This window comes from Thermopirellula anaerolimosa (genome assembly GCF_054657335.1).
In genome coordinates, this window is the sequence record NZ_BAAHYX010000006.1 from 40,695 (window position 1) to 56,377 (window position 15,683).

Genomic DNA, 15,683 nt, shown 5'->3' on the forward strand with positions numbered 1-15,683 from the left:
GGACGAACGGACTCCCATCGCGCAAAAAAATCGGCCGAGGTCCCGAGGAGGGAAGCACTCGGCCGGGCCTGCGGAAATGCCGCTCGTCACCGTGCGAATCCGTCGATCATCGCGTCGGGCGATGCCTCACGGATTCGCGGGCGGGACGGGCGCGGCGTTTTCCTGCGCCGAAGCCCCCGCAGCAGCGGCTTCGGCGCCCGAGGCATTTTCACGATTCGACTCCGCGTCGGGTGACGCCGGCGGTTCAACCGGGGCGGGGGCGGCCTCCTCACCCGCCGGTGCGGAAGGCTGAGCGGCTTCGGCCTTGGCCTTCTCCAACTCCGCTTTCATGGCCTCGACCTGGGCCTTCGCCTCGTTGACGGCTTGCTGCTGCTTTTGCAGTTCGGCCTGGGCGGCGGCCAGCTTTTCCTGCTCGGCCTTGACGGTCGCGGCGGCTTGCTCCGCCTGGGCCTTGGCGGCTTGAGCCTTTTCCATCTCGGCCTTGGCTTGAGCCATGAGGGCCTCCGCTTCGGCTTTGGCTTTGGCGGCCTCTTCTTTGGCCTTGACGGCAGCGGCTACGTCGGCCTTGGCTTGAGCGGACGCCTTCTCCGCCTCCGCCTTGGCCTTGAGAGCGGCCTCGGTTTCGCTGCGAATCCGAGCCAACGCATTGGCCGCTTCCTCCTTCACGGAATTCAGGGCCTGCTCTACGGCGGCTTTCACGGCCTCGGCTTGGGCCTTGGCCGCTTCCGCCGCTGCTTGCGCCTCTTCCGCCTCCTTCTTGGCTTGCTCGGCCTTTTCCCGCTCGGCCTGCAAGGCCGCTACGGCGGGGTTGACGCGCCGGCACGCCCGCCTTTTCAGTAGGCCGAACGGTCCGGCCCACGCGGCGTCGGCCGTCATCGACAGGATGATCAGCGCCGAGGCCGCAATCCACACGGCTTTTCGCATGGTCACACCTCCTCTTGAAAAAAGAGAAACATCCGCGGCCCGATCCCGAACGCCGTCGTCCGGGGATGCCGCAACTCTCAAGGTCGGACCCGCTCCCGGACGGAAGCATGCGGGATGTTCACGGCGGGGCGGGCAATCTTTCGGTGGGAAGGCAGGCGGAAACGCAAGTCCGCCGGCTTCCTTTGTTATGATAATTCGGCCCGCGGCGATTTGCACGCCGCCTTGGAATGCGAGTTCACTTGATCGCGGGGCGACAGCGCCTTCGATGAGGTATCGTCGCCAGCGGCTGATGGAAAATCTCGGCTTGCCGCCGCTCTCGCAAGGGACGATTCGCCGGCAAGCGGGCGGCGCGACCGGCGCCGCCCGAAATCCTCGCATTGCCGCCGGACGGGCGGTATGATGAATGCAAGCGCAAGGTGCGGCCCGATCGGTCGGGTCGCCGCACAAGTTCTTTTTTCGGTGAGACTGAGCGATGTACCGGATTGGAACCACACAAGCCGCGCGGATGGCGATTGCCGCATTCATCGGCGTTTCGGTCGCCATGACCGGTCTTTTAGCTTGGGGGCAATTCAATCCCATGCAAGGTCCCATGCGGCGACCGCAGGAAGGCCCTCGCGGCCCCGCCCCCATGGCTCAGGCCCAGCGTATCGAGGCGTCAGGAATCGTGGAGGCGGTGTCTCCGCAAGGGATCCGCATCTTGTCGCCGACGGGGCAACCCTGGGATTTGATCCCCGCCCGGGAGTGCAAGCTGACCCTGAGCGGCAAGGCCATGCCCGACGTGTTGCGTCCCGGATTGCTGGTGTTGTTTACGGCGGAAGTCGAAAAGAGAACAGGGGCCGTAGCGGAACCGGTTGCGGCGTTGATTATCTGTTCGGCCGATCAGCAACATCTGCCGGGGGTATTCCCGGAAGGCACGCGACCGGGCGAACAAGGCGAAGGCGGCGCTAACGCGGGCGAAGGGATGCCGGGCGGTCTGCCGGGCGGCGGCTTTGGAGGTCCCCTTGGCGGCGAGCATCCAACGAACCCACGAGGCCGAGCGCCGCGTCAACCGCGAGGTGTGCCCGACTCTCCGCCCTCGGAACGCTTCGAAATCTGCGGACGCATCACGAACATCGCCAAGACCGGCAAGATCACGGTGGCCGCGCCGAATCCCTACATCCGCGTGCCCATCACCTTCGAGCTTGCCGAAAACCCCGACATCAGTCTCGAACTAAGCGGTCGCGAGGCGGCGCCCTTGATTCGCAAAGGAGCGAAGGTGGAAGGCCGAGGAACGCAGATCGGTCCCGCCGCCGCGCAGATCAGCGAATTGAAGGTAGAATTGGCCGAACCGCTTACGTTGGTCGAACCCAAGAAGACCCCGGCAGGCAGAGAATCGCCCGCCACGCGGGAACACCCTCACGCGGGCAATCGCGGAGGTGAGACGAAACCGCCGGCCGCCGAAAACGCCGAGACCCCGGCCGAACCTCCCGCCGCGGAAAAAACCGCCGAGGAGAAAAAGTAACGGGGGACGCATTCTCCCGCCCCCGCCGCAAGTACCGTATCGGCGGCGTCCGCCGTTCGATCTACAGTTAGCCCGGCGTGCCGACCGGGTGGTTCTCCGCTGTTGCGCGGCTATCTTCATACCATTCCACGAGTGTCTTCCCGCCGGTGGACATCTTCAGAAGAGGCGCCAATTCGGCGCACAATTCATCCACCTCACCGAGCAAGGCGGTCGGCTCCGGACCTTCGTCGCCGACCAAGTTGCGGTACCACTCGTGGAAGGTGTGCCACTCGTGCCAATTGCCGTCGCTTCCCGCCGGGAGCATGGCCGACAGTCCGACCACCGCCTCGCCCAATTCGCGATCCCCCAGATCCGCCGACGGCGAGACCACGTGTTGCTCGATGAGTTGGACGAAACGAGCGGGCAGATTCCACTGGCGGGCCATCATGCCGCCCGCTTCCGCGTGGGTCCAGCGGCACACGGCCTTTTCCACGGTGGACAGTCGTCGCCGTCCGTCATCACGCGCGGCCAGGAATTTTACGTAGATTTCCGGAATCTCCTTGGCCAACAGCGGCACCGCCATGTCTTGCAGCAACGCGGCGGCGAACAGTTCCTCGCAATCGGGGGCCTTGAGGCTGCGGCCCAACTCGCGGGCGAAAAGCGCTCGGCGGAGGGAATCGCGCCAAAGCCCTTTCACGTCGAAAGGCCCGCACTTCGGACTGGGCATCAGGCTAAAAACCGCGCTCCACAGCACGAAATTCTTGATCGTTTTCATGCCCACCAAGGTGATCGCCTGTTGCACGCTGGCGATCTTGCCCGGAAAGCCGAAATACGACGAATTGACGAATTTCAGCACTTGGGCCGCCAAACCCGGATCCGCATTGATGGGAACGGCCAACTCCGCCGGGCCGGATTCCGGGTCCTGAGAGATTTGAAGTATTTGAATGGCGCTTTGCGGAAGGGCCGGTAACTGGGCGTTGGCCAGGAGCTTTTCCAACGGGACCGCCAAGCTTGTGGACATCTGATCTCCCCAGAGTTTCCAAGATCGCTTCTTCACAAGGAATGCCGCGCTCCGCGCGATCGGCCTCGAAAAGCCGCGACATGAATGCGGAAGTGCATCTTGGGTCGAGCCTTTCGCTCACCCGCGGACGCCGGAATCACGGTAGCGTTTTTCCGAAACGCAGGGGCGGGGCGACGCCGGTTCATCTGCCGCAGACGCCCCTTCCCTACCTACGAAAGCCTAGGTCAAAAACCAGGGTGCGCCAAACCGAAGGCGTCCGGCACAAGGGCTGTATTCCGACCCGGCGACAATCCGCCCCCGTCGCGATCGGCGGACATCCGCCGCTTTGGGCACGAAGGCTATCCGCTCCCTAGCTATCCCTGCGGTGATGACAAAAGGCGACGTCCGCGGCGGAGTGCGTTTCCCAAACGCGACACATAGGTCGTCTCAAGGCGGCTCTTTTCCTGCCCGCATACGCTCCGCGAGAAACGGCACGCGGATTGCCTCGTGCTCTTTCCGTCGGTCGTTTCTCCGGTCTGTTCGCTCGCAAGGGATACCACCTTCCGGGTCGTTGCCACAGGTGCCGCCGTGATTGAGACTCCGCCCCGCCGCCTAGGTAGGATGCCGCCGGGTCAACCGCCGTGCGCGGGCGCTACGGCGGGGCGTCGCGGCGTCGCCGAAACGCGCGATCGAGACGCCGCGGTTGGACGAACACGTCGCACGGTGGCCGCGCTTTGCCTCATCGGCCTGCTATGGGGCGGGCTTTTGATCCAGTATCCCGCCTCCGCGGATCGCCCGAAAAAGGAGGTCGGAACGGCGGCGCAGTCGCACACGATAGGCGATGACACGCCCTGGCGAAGGACCAAGGACGGTTGGGAACCGGCCTGGTGGTTGGTCCGACCAAAACCGTTCTATCGCCCCACTTTCCATCCGCTCTCGCTCTTTGCCGCCCAAATGCTTTGCTGCGCTGCGGTCGCTCTGACGGAGGATCGTTATCAGCGTCGCCTCAAGCCTACCCCGCCGGTCGCTCCTCGCCCCGCTTGACAGAACCGCGTGAGCCTCCTCTTCGCGCACTGCATCTGAATCAGGCGTTATAATGGTCCGCGGACGGCCTACCCCCATCGCCGTCCGCAGTCATCCGTGTGAAGGGGCCCCGCCCTTCCCCGATCGCGCGAAGAACGCCATCGGCCGAAAGCCTCGCACCTTCCAACCTGTTTCAAGGAGTCGTACCATGTTGCGCTATCAGACGCCGTCCCACGCGGCGAAGGACGCCGTCACGTCGGGCCTCGAACGCTCCGCTTGGCTCTCGGCGCTGGCGATGTCGCTTTGGTTTAACGGGTGGCCCTGCGTCCGGACTTCGGCGGAAGATACCGCCGAGGAGACCGCCATCGATCGGCAAACTCTCGATCTGTGGGCGGCGCCGTATCGCGGTTGGCATTACTATCCCGATCACGTGATTCCCAGTGAGCCCCAACTTCCCGGCTTTGAAGACTTTCACAACACCGATGTTCCTTGCGTCTATCAATTGCCCGAGCATCCCGATCGTTGGTATATGAGTTTTATCGCTTTCAATGGTCGCGGTTATAACAGTTTCGTGGTCGAAAGCACGGACTTGGTTCATTGGAACAATCCTCGCCTGGCGATGGGTTTCGGCATGCCGGGAGAATTCGATCACGGCGGATGCGTGGTGGGGGCCTATCTCTATCAATCCTATGACATCAAAGCACCTCGCTTTCTTAAAGCGAAGGACGGCTTCTATTGGACTCTATACGGATGCTATCCGCGGCAAGGGGGCTACGAACTGCGCCCGGGCTACGAAGGCGTGGCCAAGAGCCGCGACGGCATTAAGTGGCAACGCGCTCTCAATACTCCCATTTTGTCGGTGTATGATCCGGATTGCGGAACATGGGAAAAAGACTGCATCTATCAACCGTGGCTCTTGGAGCAGGGATCGCTTTTTTATAACTTCTATAACGCGGCGCATGGTTCGGTAGAACAAACCGGCCTGGCCGTATCGCACGACCTGCTGAAATGGAAGCGGTACGAGAAGAACCCCGTGGTGCGGGTTCGGCCCGGCGGCTACGACGAGGTCTTTGCCAGCGATCCCAAGGTCTTCCGCGACGGGGATCATTGGACGATGTTCTATTTCGGCGTGGGAAAGGGCGGTGCCCACATCATGATCGCCTTTTCTCGCGATCTGCGACATTGGACGGCGCATCCCGAACCGCTTTACAAGGCAGGCGGCCACCCCGACGGTCTGGACAAGACCTACGCTCACAAGATCTCTCTGGTTTACCAAGCCAAGAACGACACGTTGTACATGTACTACTGCGCGGTGGGCGAGCGCGGGCGCGGAATCGGACTCTTGACCAGTCGCCCCATCCGGTAAAGAGAAATGGCGGTCGGCTTGCGCGTGATCCTCCGGCGTTAGTGATCCTCCGGCCAAATCCGTGAAACGGCGTTGGGGGCTTGCGTCCGGTCCGCGGCGGCTTTAGCATTGCGGGCGAAAGCGGGGCGTTTGTAACGTCGCCGGCGGACTTGTGCTTCGCGCGCCGCCGATCCGCCCTCGCTGACGACGCCCAGAGAGGGAGCTTGCCATGAAATGGTACGGGGTCGTGTTCGCCGCGCTCTTGTTCTTCGGATGGGGAAACTCGGCGCTTTCCGCCGCCCCGGATGACCTGCTCCGCGGTTTCGCGGAGATTCCGGACGATGCCCGGCCTTGGGTTTATTGGTTCTGGCTGGATGGGAATATCAGCCGAGAAGGGATCACGGCGGACTTGGAGGCCATGAAACGGGCGGGAATCGGCGGGGTCCTCATCATGGAAGTGGATCAGGGCGCCCCCGCGGGGCCTGTTCGCTTCGCCTCGCCCGCCTGGCGCGAAATGTTTGCCTTCATGCTCGCCGAGGCGCATCGGTTGGGTCTTAAGGTGAACATGAACAATGACGGCGGATGGACTGGCAGCGGCGGTCCGTGGATTCAACCCGAACAAGCCATGCACCGGTTAGTCTGGTCCGAAATGACCGTCGAGGGCCCGAACGCCGACCCGATCGTCTTGCCGCGACCGCCGGTTGTGGAGAATTACTATCGGGACGTCGCCGTGCTGGCTTTTCCTCGACCGGCGGAACCGGCCCGCATCCCGGGAATCGCGGGAAAATCGTTGGCTCAGCCGTTGAATGCCGCGCCGGTCCTTCCCGCCGTCGTCGAAGAACCGCCCGCCGATCGAGTCATCCCGCTCGATGCCGTCCTGGACCTCACCGACAAAATGGACGCCGAAGGTCGCTTGGCTTGGGACGTCCCCGAGGGCCGGTGGACCGTTCTCCGCTTCGGTCACACGCCGACGGGAGCGCGCAACCATCCGTCTCCCGCGGAAGGGCGCGGGCTGGAGTGCGACAAGCTCAGCGCGGATGGGGCGGACGCCATGTTCGCCGGACTGATGGGAAAGCTGATCGCGGATTCGCCCGACCTGGTGGGAGAAGAACAAACCTTGGTCTCCACCCATATCGACAGTTGGGAGGTCGGCTCTCAAAACTGGACGGCTCGGATGCCCGTGGAGTTTCGGACTCGAAGAGGCTACGACATCCGGCCCTATTTGCCCGTCATCGCCGGTTACGTAGTGGGCGGTCGGGAAACATCCGAGCGATTCCTTTGGGATTTTCGGCAGACGATCGGCGATTTGGTCTTGGATCGTTACGCGGGCCGATTTCGGGAACTGGCCCGGCAACATGGAATGCGACTGACGATCGAGGCCTATACGACATGCCCCGTGGACGAGTTGGCCTACGCCGGTCGCGCCGATGAGCCGATGGGCGAGTTCTGGTCGTGGTCGAAGTACGGGGCGGCCTTCAGTTGCACGGAGATGGCCTCCGCCGCGCATGTCTACGGCAAAAAGATCGTCGGCGCGGAGGCCTTCACCGCGACGGACGCCGAGCGTTGGCTGGGACACCCCGGCAACATCAAAGACTTGGGGGATTGGGCTTTCTGCGAAGGGATCAATCGCTTCGTCTTCCATCGCTACGCGCTCCAGCCCTGGACCAACCCGGATCGCCCGCCCGGAATGAGCATGGGTCCCTGGGGTCTGCACTACGAGCGCACGCAAACTTGGTGGGATTACGCGCGCCCCTGGCACGACTATCTGGCGCGATGCCAGTACCTCCTGCAAAAGGGCCTATTCGTCGCGGATTTGTGCTTTCTGACGCCGGAGGGGACGCCGCAGACGTTGGGCGGTCAAAGCGCGATCTCTCAGTTCGGTCGGCCCCGCGAGCGCGGCGGATTCAACTACGATTTCTGTCCGCCCGAAGTCGTGCTCACCCGGATGTCGGTCAAGGACGGTCGACTCGTTCTGCCGGATGGAATGAGTTACTCGATGCTGGTGCTGCCCCGAATTCAGCGGATGACGCCGCCCCTGGCGGAAAAGATCGCCGAACTGGTGCAGGAGGGTGCCACGGTCATCGGGGGACCGCCGGTAAAAGCTCCCGGACTGACGGATTTCCCGGTCGCCGATCGGAATTTGCGGGCGATCGTGGAACGGGTCTGGGGTACGATGCAGTCCCCGGCCGAACCGGTCCTTCGCCGATACGGTAAAGGCCGCATCTTGTTCGGCGGTCCCTTTTCGCCCATCTTTCAAATCGAGGAACGACCGGGCTTGGAAAAGGCCCGCTGGATTTGGACCGACGAAGGAAATCCGGTCGCGGCGGTTCCGATCGGGCATCGTTATTTTCGCCGAGTCTTCCAACTGCCGCCGGACGCGAAGATTGCATCGGCATGGCTGGTCATGACCGCCGACAACGAGTTCGAATGCATGGTGAACGGTCGCCGGGTCGGCCACGGCGACGATTTTCACCGCCCCTACCGCATGAACGTGACGGGATTGCTCAAACCCGGCGCCAACCTCATTGCCGTCGACGCCTTCAACGCGGCGGACTCGCCCAATCCGGCGGGATTGATCGCGGCCCTGCATCTGCAATTCGCGGACGGCCGCTCGGAGCTGATTGTTTCCGATAGCGATTGGAGATGGATGGAGTCGCCGGTCTCCGGATGGGACGTCGATCCGACCGCTTCCGGGGATTGGAAGACCGTCCGCGAGGCAGGACCCTTGGGAATCCCGCCCTGGGGCGATGTGAGCGATCAGGGCGGAGACCCCAATATGATCGCCGACATCGACGCGGTCGAAAATGCGGCGGAGCAACTAGGGTTGATGCCCGACTTTCATTACGAATCGGCGGCGGGCGACCAACCTCTCCGTTACATTCACCGCCGGATCGATTCCACAGACGTCTATTTCGTCGCCAACAAGACCGATCGCCCCGTGGAGGCGGCTTGCCGCTTCCGTGTGACGGGGAAACGACCTCAGTTCCGGCGACCCGAGACCGGTGAGATTCTTCCCGCACCGGCATGGCGGGAGCACGAGGGATGTACGGAGCTGCCGCTGCGGTTGGACGCCTTCGAGTCGGTCTTCGTCGTGTTCGTGGCGGACGAGGCTCCCGGCGAGCACATCGTCGGCATCAGTAGAGACGGGCAGGAAATCCTTTGGCCGGGAAATCGACGCGGATCGCTTGTGATTCGTAAGGCCCTGTACGGCGTACTGGACGACCCCTCCCGCACACGCGACGTCACCGCGAAAGTGCAGCGACTTGTGGACGACGGAAAATTGCGGTTCCCCGTGGCCGATCTCGCGCGGGATGACGATCCGGCATATCTGGTGGTCAAGCGTCTGGTTGTGGAATACGAAGTGGACGGTCATCCCGGGCGATTGGAGGCGTTCGATCCTCAAGTGGCGACGTTTCCCCGGGCCGCCGTGGAGGAACCGGCCTTGGAGTTGCGAGCCTCGTCCCCCGACCGCCGCGAATGCGTGGTTTGGCGTCCCGGTCGCTACACGGTGAAAACGTCCGAGGGACGAGAAATCGCGATCGAGATTCCGCAATTGCCCGCCTCGCCGGCGCCGTCGGGCACCTGGGAGGTAGAGTTTGAACCCGCCTGGGGCGGACCCGGCAAGCTCACGATCGAGAGTCTTCTCTCGTGGCACGAGTTTCCGGAACCGGGCGTTCAACACTACTCGGGCCGCGCCGTGTACCGGACCACGCTGCATGTGGATCCCGCTTCGGACTCCACTCGGGACGAAGTGCTGCTCGATCTGGGCCGGGTCGAAGTGGCGGCGGAAGTGAAGATCAACGGCAAGTCGGCGGGCATCGTTTGGAGACCGCCCTACAGGCTTGCCGTCGGCCGACTCTTGAAGCCCGGCGACAACACCTTGGAAATCGCCGTGGTCAATCTTTGGATCAACCGTCAAATCGGCGATGAACTCCTGCCCGAGGACAGCGACCGCAATCCCAGCGGCACGTTGAAAAGCTGGCCGGATTGGCTCGCGAAGGGCCTACCGTCTCCCACCGGTCGCCGGACCTTCACCTCGTGGCGTCTGTGGAAAAAAGGAGATCCGTTGCAACCGTCCGGATTGCTAGGCCCCGTGACGATCCGCCGCGGGATCGTGGTGGATCTGAGCTCGGATGAAGCCACGACACCAACGAAGTGATGCTTCTGCTGCGTATCCGCCGGGTCTTGGTTGCGTCGTAAAAAAACGAACCCCGCGGAGATTCTGCCTCACGCGGGGTCGGGAAGGAGATGGGTTGATTCAGCCTGCGCGGCATCCCATCGCAAGGGATTGCCGGCCTTGAAAGATCACGTGCTCGATGCCTCGCCACCCTCGGCCTGACCGCTGGGGGCCGATTGCCCGCCGTTGCTCGGAGTCTCAGCGGGTGCCGGACCGGGCAAAATCGGCCGCTGGGTCTCTTGCGGCAATTGGGGAGGCTGATCGGCAGCGCTCGCGCCGCTTCCCGAAGTTGCGGGGGCAGGCGACGGCGACGGTACGGGTGCCGAAGGGCCGGGGACCGGCGAGGTCGTCGGCGACGGACACACCGTCTCCAGCGGAACCAAGCACGGATCGACCGGTACGCGGCAGGCGATCGTTCTCGGCCGATACGTCGTGTACGTCACCGGTTCGATCTTCTGCACGGTCCGCGGGATTTGCACGGTACGTTCCTCCGCCACCATGCGGCAGACTTGCACCGGGATTTGCTGCACGCGCTCTTCGCAAACTTGCTTGTAAACCGTCACCGGGATCTGCCGCACCTGCTCCTCCTCCACCATGCGGCACACTTGGACCGGCACCTGCTTCTCCACTCGTTCCACGATGGGCTTCGTGACGGTGACGGGAACCTTCCGCACCACTTCCTCTTCGACCATGCGGCAGGTTTCAACGGGCACCTTGCGCCGAACTTCCTCGGGTTGGTAGCGCGTCACCTCGACCGGCACCTGGACCGGCACGGACTTGGCGACGTATTGCGTTTGAGGTACCGTCTGCGCCACCACGTTCGGTTGCCACACTTGGCGGACCTCGTATCGACCGCGATTGTTCGGCACCCAATACAATCCGCCGGGTTGCCACGTCACGGCGCCCGTGGCGGGATCCACCACCGGTCGTCCCGACTCCCAGCTCAATCGGTTCTGGAATAAGCCCGGCTTCAGCACCAGTTGCTCGCGGTATTGGCCCATGTCCACATACTGCGTGCGGTAGGTGACCACCGGTTCGGTTACGGTCGTGTAATCGGTGCGGTAAACGACCTCCTTGACGGGTCGCATGACGGTATAGACTTCCTCTCGCTCGGAAGTCTCCCAGACCGGCTTGAGAACGCGAACGCGCTCTTCGCGCTCGGCGGTCTCCTGCACATAGCGGACGACGTTATAGCTCTCGTCGCGATACTGCGTCTCCCAGACCGGCTTGAGAACGCGAACGCGATCCTCGCGGACCGAGGTCTCCGGGACCAGACGCGAAACGCGGTACCGCTCCTCGCGATATTGCGTTTCCCACACCGGCTTGTAAGACACGACCTTGCGCTCCTCGTACTGCGTTTCGCACGTGGTACGATAGGTCGTAATCTCCACCGGATCGTAGACGGTTTGGTAAACGATTCGGTAGGTCGCTCCCTCGACCGGCAGGGCCGCGGAGTAGGCGTAGCCTTGGCCCTCCGCGCGATGCCATCCGGTCAACAGAACCGTACAGAGCACCGGCAACCCGCATGCTAACGCCCGCTTCATTCTCATGGCACCACCTTGAATGGATTCCAACCGATTTTCATGGGAACCAAGGCAATATCGGTTCGGTCTTGAGCCGCCCATCCTGAGGCTGCGCAACAACCGCGCCGCGGCGGCGACCGCGGTACTCCCTTTAATTTTGCGACATGGTTTGGCGGAGGCAAACGAAAGTCTGGTAAACCTTGCCGACGCGCGTCGCTAATCTAATATAGAACGCAAGATATGGCACGAAGAATTTTCTAAAGAAACGGCCTGATGTTGCCGAAATGCAACGTCCCCGCCTCGAAAAAGCCTTCCCGATCCGCAATCGCGGCAATTCCGGCAATGCCGCCTCCGGGCGACATCACGGCTTGTCCGCGTGCCGGCGGTGGGACACAATGCAGTCACTAGCTGCGGCATCCTTCCGACCGCCGATTTCTTCCAAAAGAGCGTTTCCATGCTCGAGCGTCGCTGCGAATTGTGCGGGAGTCTCCTCGACGAGGAGGATCTGTTTTGCGCCAATTGCGGGCGCGAGGCCCCGTCCGGCGATGCGAACGACGGCGGAGACGCCGCTGCAACTCGCGAAGGGCCCGCAGCGGGCACGATCACCACGAACAACTTCACGTGTTCGGGTTGCGGGGCGTCCATGAGCTATGATGCGGGGGCCAAGGCCCTGCGCTGCCCGTTCTGCGGCTCCACGCGACTGGAGGCCAAACCGGATGCCAAGAGCGTCTCCCCCCGGCGCGTAATTCCCTTCGCCGTGGATCGTGCTGCGGCGGAAAGCATCCTGCGTGGTCGAATGAAACGGGGCCTCTGGCAACCGTCGGACCTGGCCGACTCGGCGACCGTTACGGAAATGATGCCCGTTTACGTCCCGTACTGGTCCTTCTCCGCACGCACGCACACATACTGGACGGCCGATTCCAGCGTCACCCCGCCGGGGGCCCGAGGTAATTGGTTTCCGCTCTTCGGCGAGCACCGAGGACGCTACGACGGCCTGCTGATCGGCGCGGGCGGCACGCTTCGGATCGGCGAAAGCTCGGAAATCTGTCCGTTCGATCTGAGCCGCGCCGTCCCTCCGGAAGAAGTCGATCTCGACCACGCCATCGTCGAGCGGTTCTCGCTGCCGAGAAGATATGCCCGCACTTTGGCCGTACAAAGCTTTCACAGCGGAGAAGCGTCGGCTTGCGCGGCAGCGTACGTTCCCGGTTCGGCTCGCAACGTCAAGGTCAACGTCGTGCTGAGCGGCATGAGCAGCGAACCGATCTTGGCCCCGGTGTGGCTTCTGGCCTATCGCTATCGAGATCGGGTCTTTCGGTTCGTGATCAACGGTCAGACGGGCAAGGCGGTAGGATCCCTGCCGGTTTCGCCCGCCAAGATCGTCGGCGCGACCGTCGTCGGCGCGATCGTTTTATCGGCCATCGTGCTGCTTTTCGTGGCGCTGGTCCGCGGGTGCTGATAAGGCGACCCGACCGCGCGACGGTCATGCGGAACGAGATCACCCTATCTAAACGCAGTCGCAAGGAATGTTGTGGTCCAAGCGAGGGCGGATACCCGTCGATCGTGCTCAACCTGGGGGATCGCTCGCACCGCTTGTGGTTCAACGGTTCCCAACGGCACTTGATTCGCGGCGGCGCAAGGGTACAAACTACGTACCGATTTGCCGTGTTGCCGCAGCGTGAGGACGTCCCGTCCTGCCTGCTTTTGGGGTCGGCTTTACGAAACCCAAATCCCCTGTCCTTCCGTTATGATTGCGAAAGAGACATAGTTTTGACGCCTACCGAGACGTTTGGGCACGCAGACAATCCGATAGACCGCGGAGGATTAGAGACGTGAAACGCACCGGATTTTCATCCATGTCGGCGCAAAGGTCGTTGCTTGCAGCGTTATTGGTCGTCTGTCTCAGTGTCGAACGGGCGAGTGGCGACGTCGGCATCCTGGAGTTTCAACCGGGGGCGACGGTATGTCGAGCACAGCGGCCCATTACCCTGCGTGCGACCTTAACCAACCTCGGTGATCGCGATGAAGAGGGAACTGCGGAACTCCGCATACCAGACCAGGTGCGACTTGTGAGCGGCGCATACAAAACCGCATTCGCCTTTCGAGACGGCGATGGCGAACTTTCTCTGTCTTGGACGATCGAGGCACTCCAGGAAGGACGTCACACGCTTGAAATGATCGTCAATGTCCCCGGACGACCGCCCTTGCAAAAGACTATCACGCTGCTGTTTCTCCCTCCTGCGGCTATAGAGAAACAGGACCGGATTCCGGAGCCTCAACCGGTGATGACGGATATCCTGGTGGGAGCGCATAATTGTCCCCTTTGGGAAGCCGACAAGCCGGAAATGTGGCGGAACCTCCTCAAGCATCCCGAACGGACGCCGGCCCTAGGGTTCTATTGCCAAGAGAATCCCGAGGTCGCAGATTGGGAAACAAAGTGGGCCGTGGAACATGGAATCTCGTTTTTCCTTTACTGCTGGTACCGAGCAAGCCAGGGTCGGCCTGTCGAGACGCGTTATTCGAGCGCCATTCACGATGCTTTGTTCCATTCGCGGTTTCAAGACAAGATCCGCTTTGCCATCATGTGGGAAAACCAGCGCCGCGGGGTAGCCGGTGTTGCCGACGAAGAGGATCTTTTGCACAACCTGCTGCCCTATTGGATCAAGAACTATTTTCGTCGGTCGAACTATCTGGTGATCGATAATAAACCGCTTCTATTCATTTATCGCCCGGAATACTTGATTGAGGACCTAGGCGGAGTGGACAAAGTAGCTCAGGCATTTGCCAAGATGCGCGAAGTCAGCCGCCGGGCCGGTTTCGCGGGGATTTATCTGCTGGGTGAATACCGAGGTACGGACCCGAAACATTTACAACTTATGAAAGACCTTGGTTTGGATTACACGTTCGCTTACGTGTGGCCGATTCGGAATAACCCCAGTCCCGAGGAAGCCGTCCGACTTCAAATGGAGTACATCAAGAAAACGCAGGAGTTGAACATTCTGCCGCAAGTAATTACGGTCTCCCAGGGATGGAGCGGTTGGCGAGACGAAGGCTCTATATGGAAACTGCCGCCGGATGACTTCGAGAGGCTATTACGACAGGCCAAAGCCTTCGCAGCAACACTCCCGCCCGATGAATTGGGCAGTCGACTGCTATTATTGGATAATTGGAACGAGTGGGGGGAAGGACACTACATCGCCCCGCATCGTGAATTCGGTTTCGGCTATCTCGACGCCGTCCGTCGCGTCTTTGCGCCCGACTCCGGACCGCACTTCGATCTTATCCCCGAGGATATCGGTCTCGGTCCCTACGACGTCCCCATCCGAGCCTACTACGAGAGAGAAAGGGAGATCCGCCCGCTATTGCACAAACGAATTGCGCCGACAGTAGTGGAAGACGGTTTGGTGGCATCGTGGAGCTTCGACGAGGACGAAGATGCCGAAGTGGCTTTCGACTACTCGGGACACCGCTTGGGCGGAATACTTCATCGCGCGAAACGCGTCCAGGGACGGCGGGGCATGGGGTTGGAATGCTCGGGAGGATGTGTGATCGTCCCGGCGGGCGATCGACTGTCAATTGAGTCACAGCTTTCCGTCGAGTGCTGGGTCCGCACGGACCTCCCCGGTCAGGATAACAAATGGATCGTCAACCGAGTCTTTGGAGGTGCCGAGACGACCGGTTTTCGCCTTGGTATTCTACAAGGAAAACCTTCCTTCCAAATCCCGGTGACGGCCTGGAGCCATCACCTGGTGGCAAATCAATCGCTGCCTACGGGGCGATGGGTCCATCTGGCAGCGACCTTCGACGGCACGATGATGCGGCTTTACATGGATGGCCGGCAAGTGGGAATATTGGAACGACCGGGCAAAATCGGTCGTAATGACCGCAACATCATTATTGGCAATTACGACGTAGACCATGAAGCCTATTTTGTCGGTACATTGGACGAGGTGCGATTGTACGATCGGGCATTATCCCCGGACGAAGTCGCCGCCCACGCGGCATTAGGCGGCACCCAACCGCCGGATAAACCGAAATAGTGCCGCTTTCGCTCGAATACTCAACGGTGGCGAAATGCCGCACGCGAACGGCGCGAACGCGTAACGGCGAGACGCCCGGAGTGGCACAGTCGCAAAGAAACGGATGGCTACCGACCGTCACGCAAAGCGTGGTGGGGGATTCACTTTAGCCGTGTAACGTAGCTGTAGGGAAAG

10 protein-coding genes are annotated in these 15,683 nt (G+C 61.9%); 7 read left to right on the forward strand and 3 right to left on the reverse strand.

The window, feature by feature from the left end; all coding sequences use genetic code 11:
* Positions 1 to 126 precede the first annotated feature (126 nt).
* The gene (locus ACYQ6J_RS06390) at positions 127 to 924 is read right to left on the reverse strand and encodes a hypothetical protein (protein ID WP_460183352.1); all 798 of its coding nucleotides are present in this window, start codon (positions 922 to 924) and stop codon (positions 127 to 129) included.
* 265 nt (positions 925 to 1,189) lie between these two features.
* Between ACYQ6J_RS06390 and ACYQ6J_RS06395 the strand changes: the two genes are divergently transcribed.
* Both ACYQ6J_RS06395 and ACYQ6J_RS06400 read left to right on the forward strand, forming a co-directional pair.
* On the forward strand, positions 1,190 to 1,324 hold the full coding sequence (locus tag ACYQ6J_RS06395) for a hypothetical protein (RefSeq protein WP_460183353.1): 135 nt from the start codon (positions 1,190 to 1,192) through the stop codon (positions 1,322 to 1,324).
* A gap of 105 nt (positions 1,325 to 1,429) precedes the next feature.
* Positions 1,430 to 2,425, forward strand: a complete 996-nt coding sequence (locus ACYQ6J_RS06400; protein WP_460183354.1) for a hypothetical protein — start codon at positions 1,430 to 1,432, stop codon at positions 2,423 to 2,425.
* Positions 2,426 to 2,492: 67 nt separating this feature from the next.
* Here the strand turns inward: ACYQ6J_RS06400 and ACYQ6J_RS06405 are convergent, their stop codons facing one another.
* A complete protein-coding gene (locus tag ACYQ6J_RS06405; protein ID WP_460183355.1) occupies positions 2,493 to 3,425 on the reverse strand; it encodes an HDOD domain-containing protein in 933 nt (310 codons plus the stop codon).
* A gap of 702 nt (positions 3,426 to 4,127) precedes the next feature.
* On the opposite strand from ACYQ6J_RS06405, the gene ACYQ6J_RS06410 reads away from it, so the two are divergent.
* The 3 genes from ACYQ6J_RS06410 (at position 4,128) to ACYQ6J_RS06420 (ending at position 9,931) form a co-directional block, all read left to right on the forward strand.
* Complete coding sequence (locus ACYQ6J_RS06410) at positions 4,128 to 4,448, forward strand: hypothetical protein (protein WP_460183356.1); 321 nt, start codon at positions 4,128 to 4,130, stop codon at positions 4,446 to 4,448.
* Between the two features lie 187 nt (positions 4,449 to 4,635).
* Positions 4,636 to 5,793 (forward strand): glycoside hydrolase family protein, encoded by a 1,158-nt coding sequence (locus ACYQ6J_RS06415; protein ID WP_460183357.1) that lies wholly within the window; start codon positions 4,636 to 4,638, stop codon positions 5,791 to 5,793.
* 208 nt (positions 5,794 to 6,001) lie between these two features.
* Entirely contained in the window at positions 6,002 to 9,931 is a 3,930-nt protein-coding gene (locus ACYQ6J_RS06420; protein WP_460183358.1) for a glycosyl hydrolase, read from the forward strand.
* A gap of 146 nt (positions 9,932 to 10,077) precedes the next feature.
* On the opposite strand, the gene ACYQ6J_RS06425 is transcribed toward ACYQ6J_RS06420, so the two are convergent.
* Complete coding sequence (locus ACYQ6J_RS06425; protein WP_460183359.1) at positions 10,078 to 11,499, reverse strand: hypothetical protein; 1,422 nt, start codon at positions 11,497 to 11,499, stop codon at positions 10,078 to 10,080.
* A gap of 427 nt (positions 11,500 to 11,926) precedes the next feature.
* On the opposite strand from ACYQ6J_RS06425, the gene ACYQ6J_RS06430 reads away from it, so the two are divergent.
* Both ACYQ6J_RS06430 and ACYQ6J_RS06435 read left to right on the forward strand, forming a co-directional pair.
* Positions 11,927 to 12,928: a hypothetical protein gene (locus ACYQ6J_RS06430; protein WP_460183360.1), complete on the forward strand. Its 1,002-nt coding sequence runs from the start codon at positions 11,927 to 11,929 to the stop codon at positions 12,926 to 12,928.
* A 397-nt stretch (positions 12,929 to 13,325) separates the two neighbouring features.
* Positions 13,326 to 15,509 carry a LamG-like jellyroll fold domain-containing protein gene (locus ACYQ6J_RS06435; protein ID WP_460183361.1) on the forward strand — a complete coding sequence of 728 codons (2,184 nt, stop codon included), beginning with the start codon at positions 13,326 to 13,328 and terminating at the stop codon, positions 15,507 to 15,509.
* The last annotated feature ends 174 nt before the right edge of the window (positions 15,510 to 15,683 follow it).

What these genes read in the sequence shown, in the direction of transcription:
- ACYQ6J_RS06415 (WP_460183357.1), top strand. Translation starts at nt 4,636, where the DNA reads ATGTTGCGCTATCAGACGCCGTCCCACGCGGCGAAGGACGCCGTCACG.
- ACYQ6J_RS06400 (WP_460183354.1), top strand. Translation starts at nt 1,430, where the DNA reads ATGGCGATTGCCGCATTCATCGGCGTTTCGGTCGCCATGACCGGTCTT.
- ACYQ6J_RS06395 (WP_460183353.1), top strand. Translation starts at nt 1,190, where the DNA reads ATGAGGTATCGTCGCCAGCGGCTGATGGAAAATCTCGGCTTGCCGCCG.
- ACYQ6J_RS06405 (WP_460183355.1), bottom strand. Translation starts at nt 3,425, where the DNA reads ATGTCCACAAGCTTGGCGGTCCCGTTGGAAAAGCTCCTGGCCAACGCC.
- ACYQ6J_RS06425 (WP_460183359.1), bottom strand. Translation starts at nt 11,499, where the DNA reads ATGAGAATGAAGCGGGCGTTAGCATGCGGGTTGCCGGTGCTCTGTACG.
- ACYQ6J_RS06435 (WP_460183361.1), top strand. Translation starts at nt 13,326, where the DNA reads ATGTCGGCGCAAAGGTCGTTGCTTGCAGCGTTATTGGTCGTCTGTCTC.
- ACYQ6J_RS06390 (WP_460183352.1), bottom strand. Translation starts at nt 924, where the DNA reads ATGCGAAAAGCCGTGTGGATTGCGGCCTCGGCGCTGATCATCCTGTCG.
- ACYQ6J_RS06430 (WP_460183360.1), top strand. Translation starts at nt 11,927, where the DNA reads ATGCTCGAGCGTCGCTGCGAATTGTGCGGGAGTCTCCTCGACGAGGAG.
- ACYQ6J_RS06420 (WP_460183358.1), top strand. Translation starts at nt 6,002, where the DNA reads ATGAAATGGTACGGGGTCGTGTTCGCCGCGCTCTTGTTCTTCGGATGG.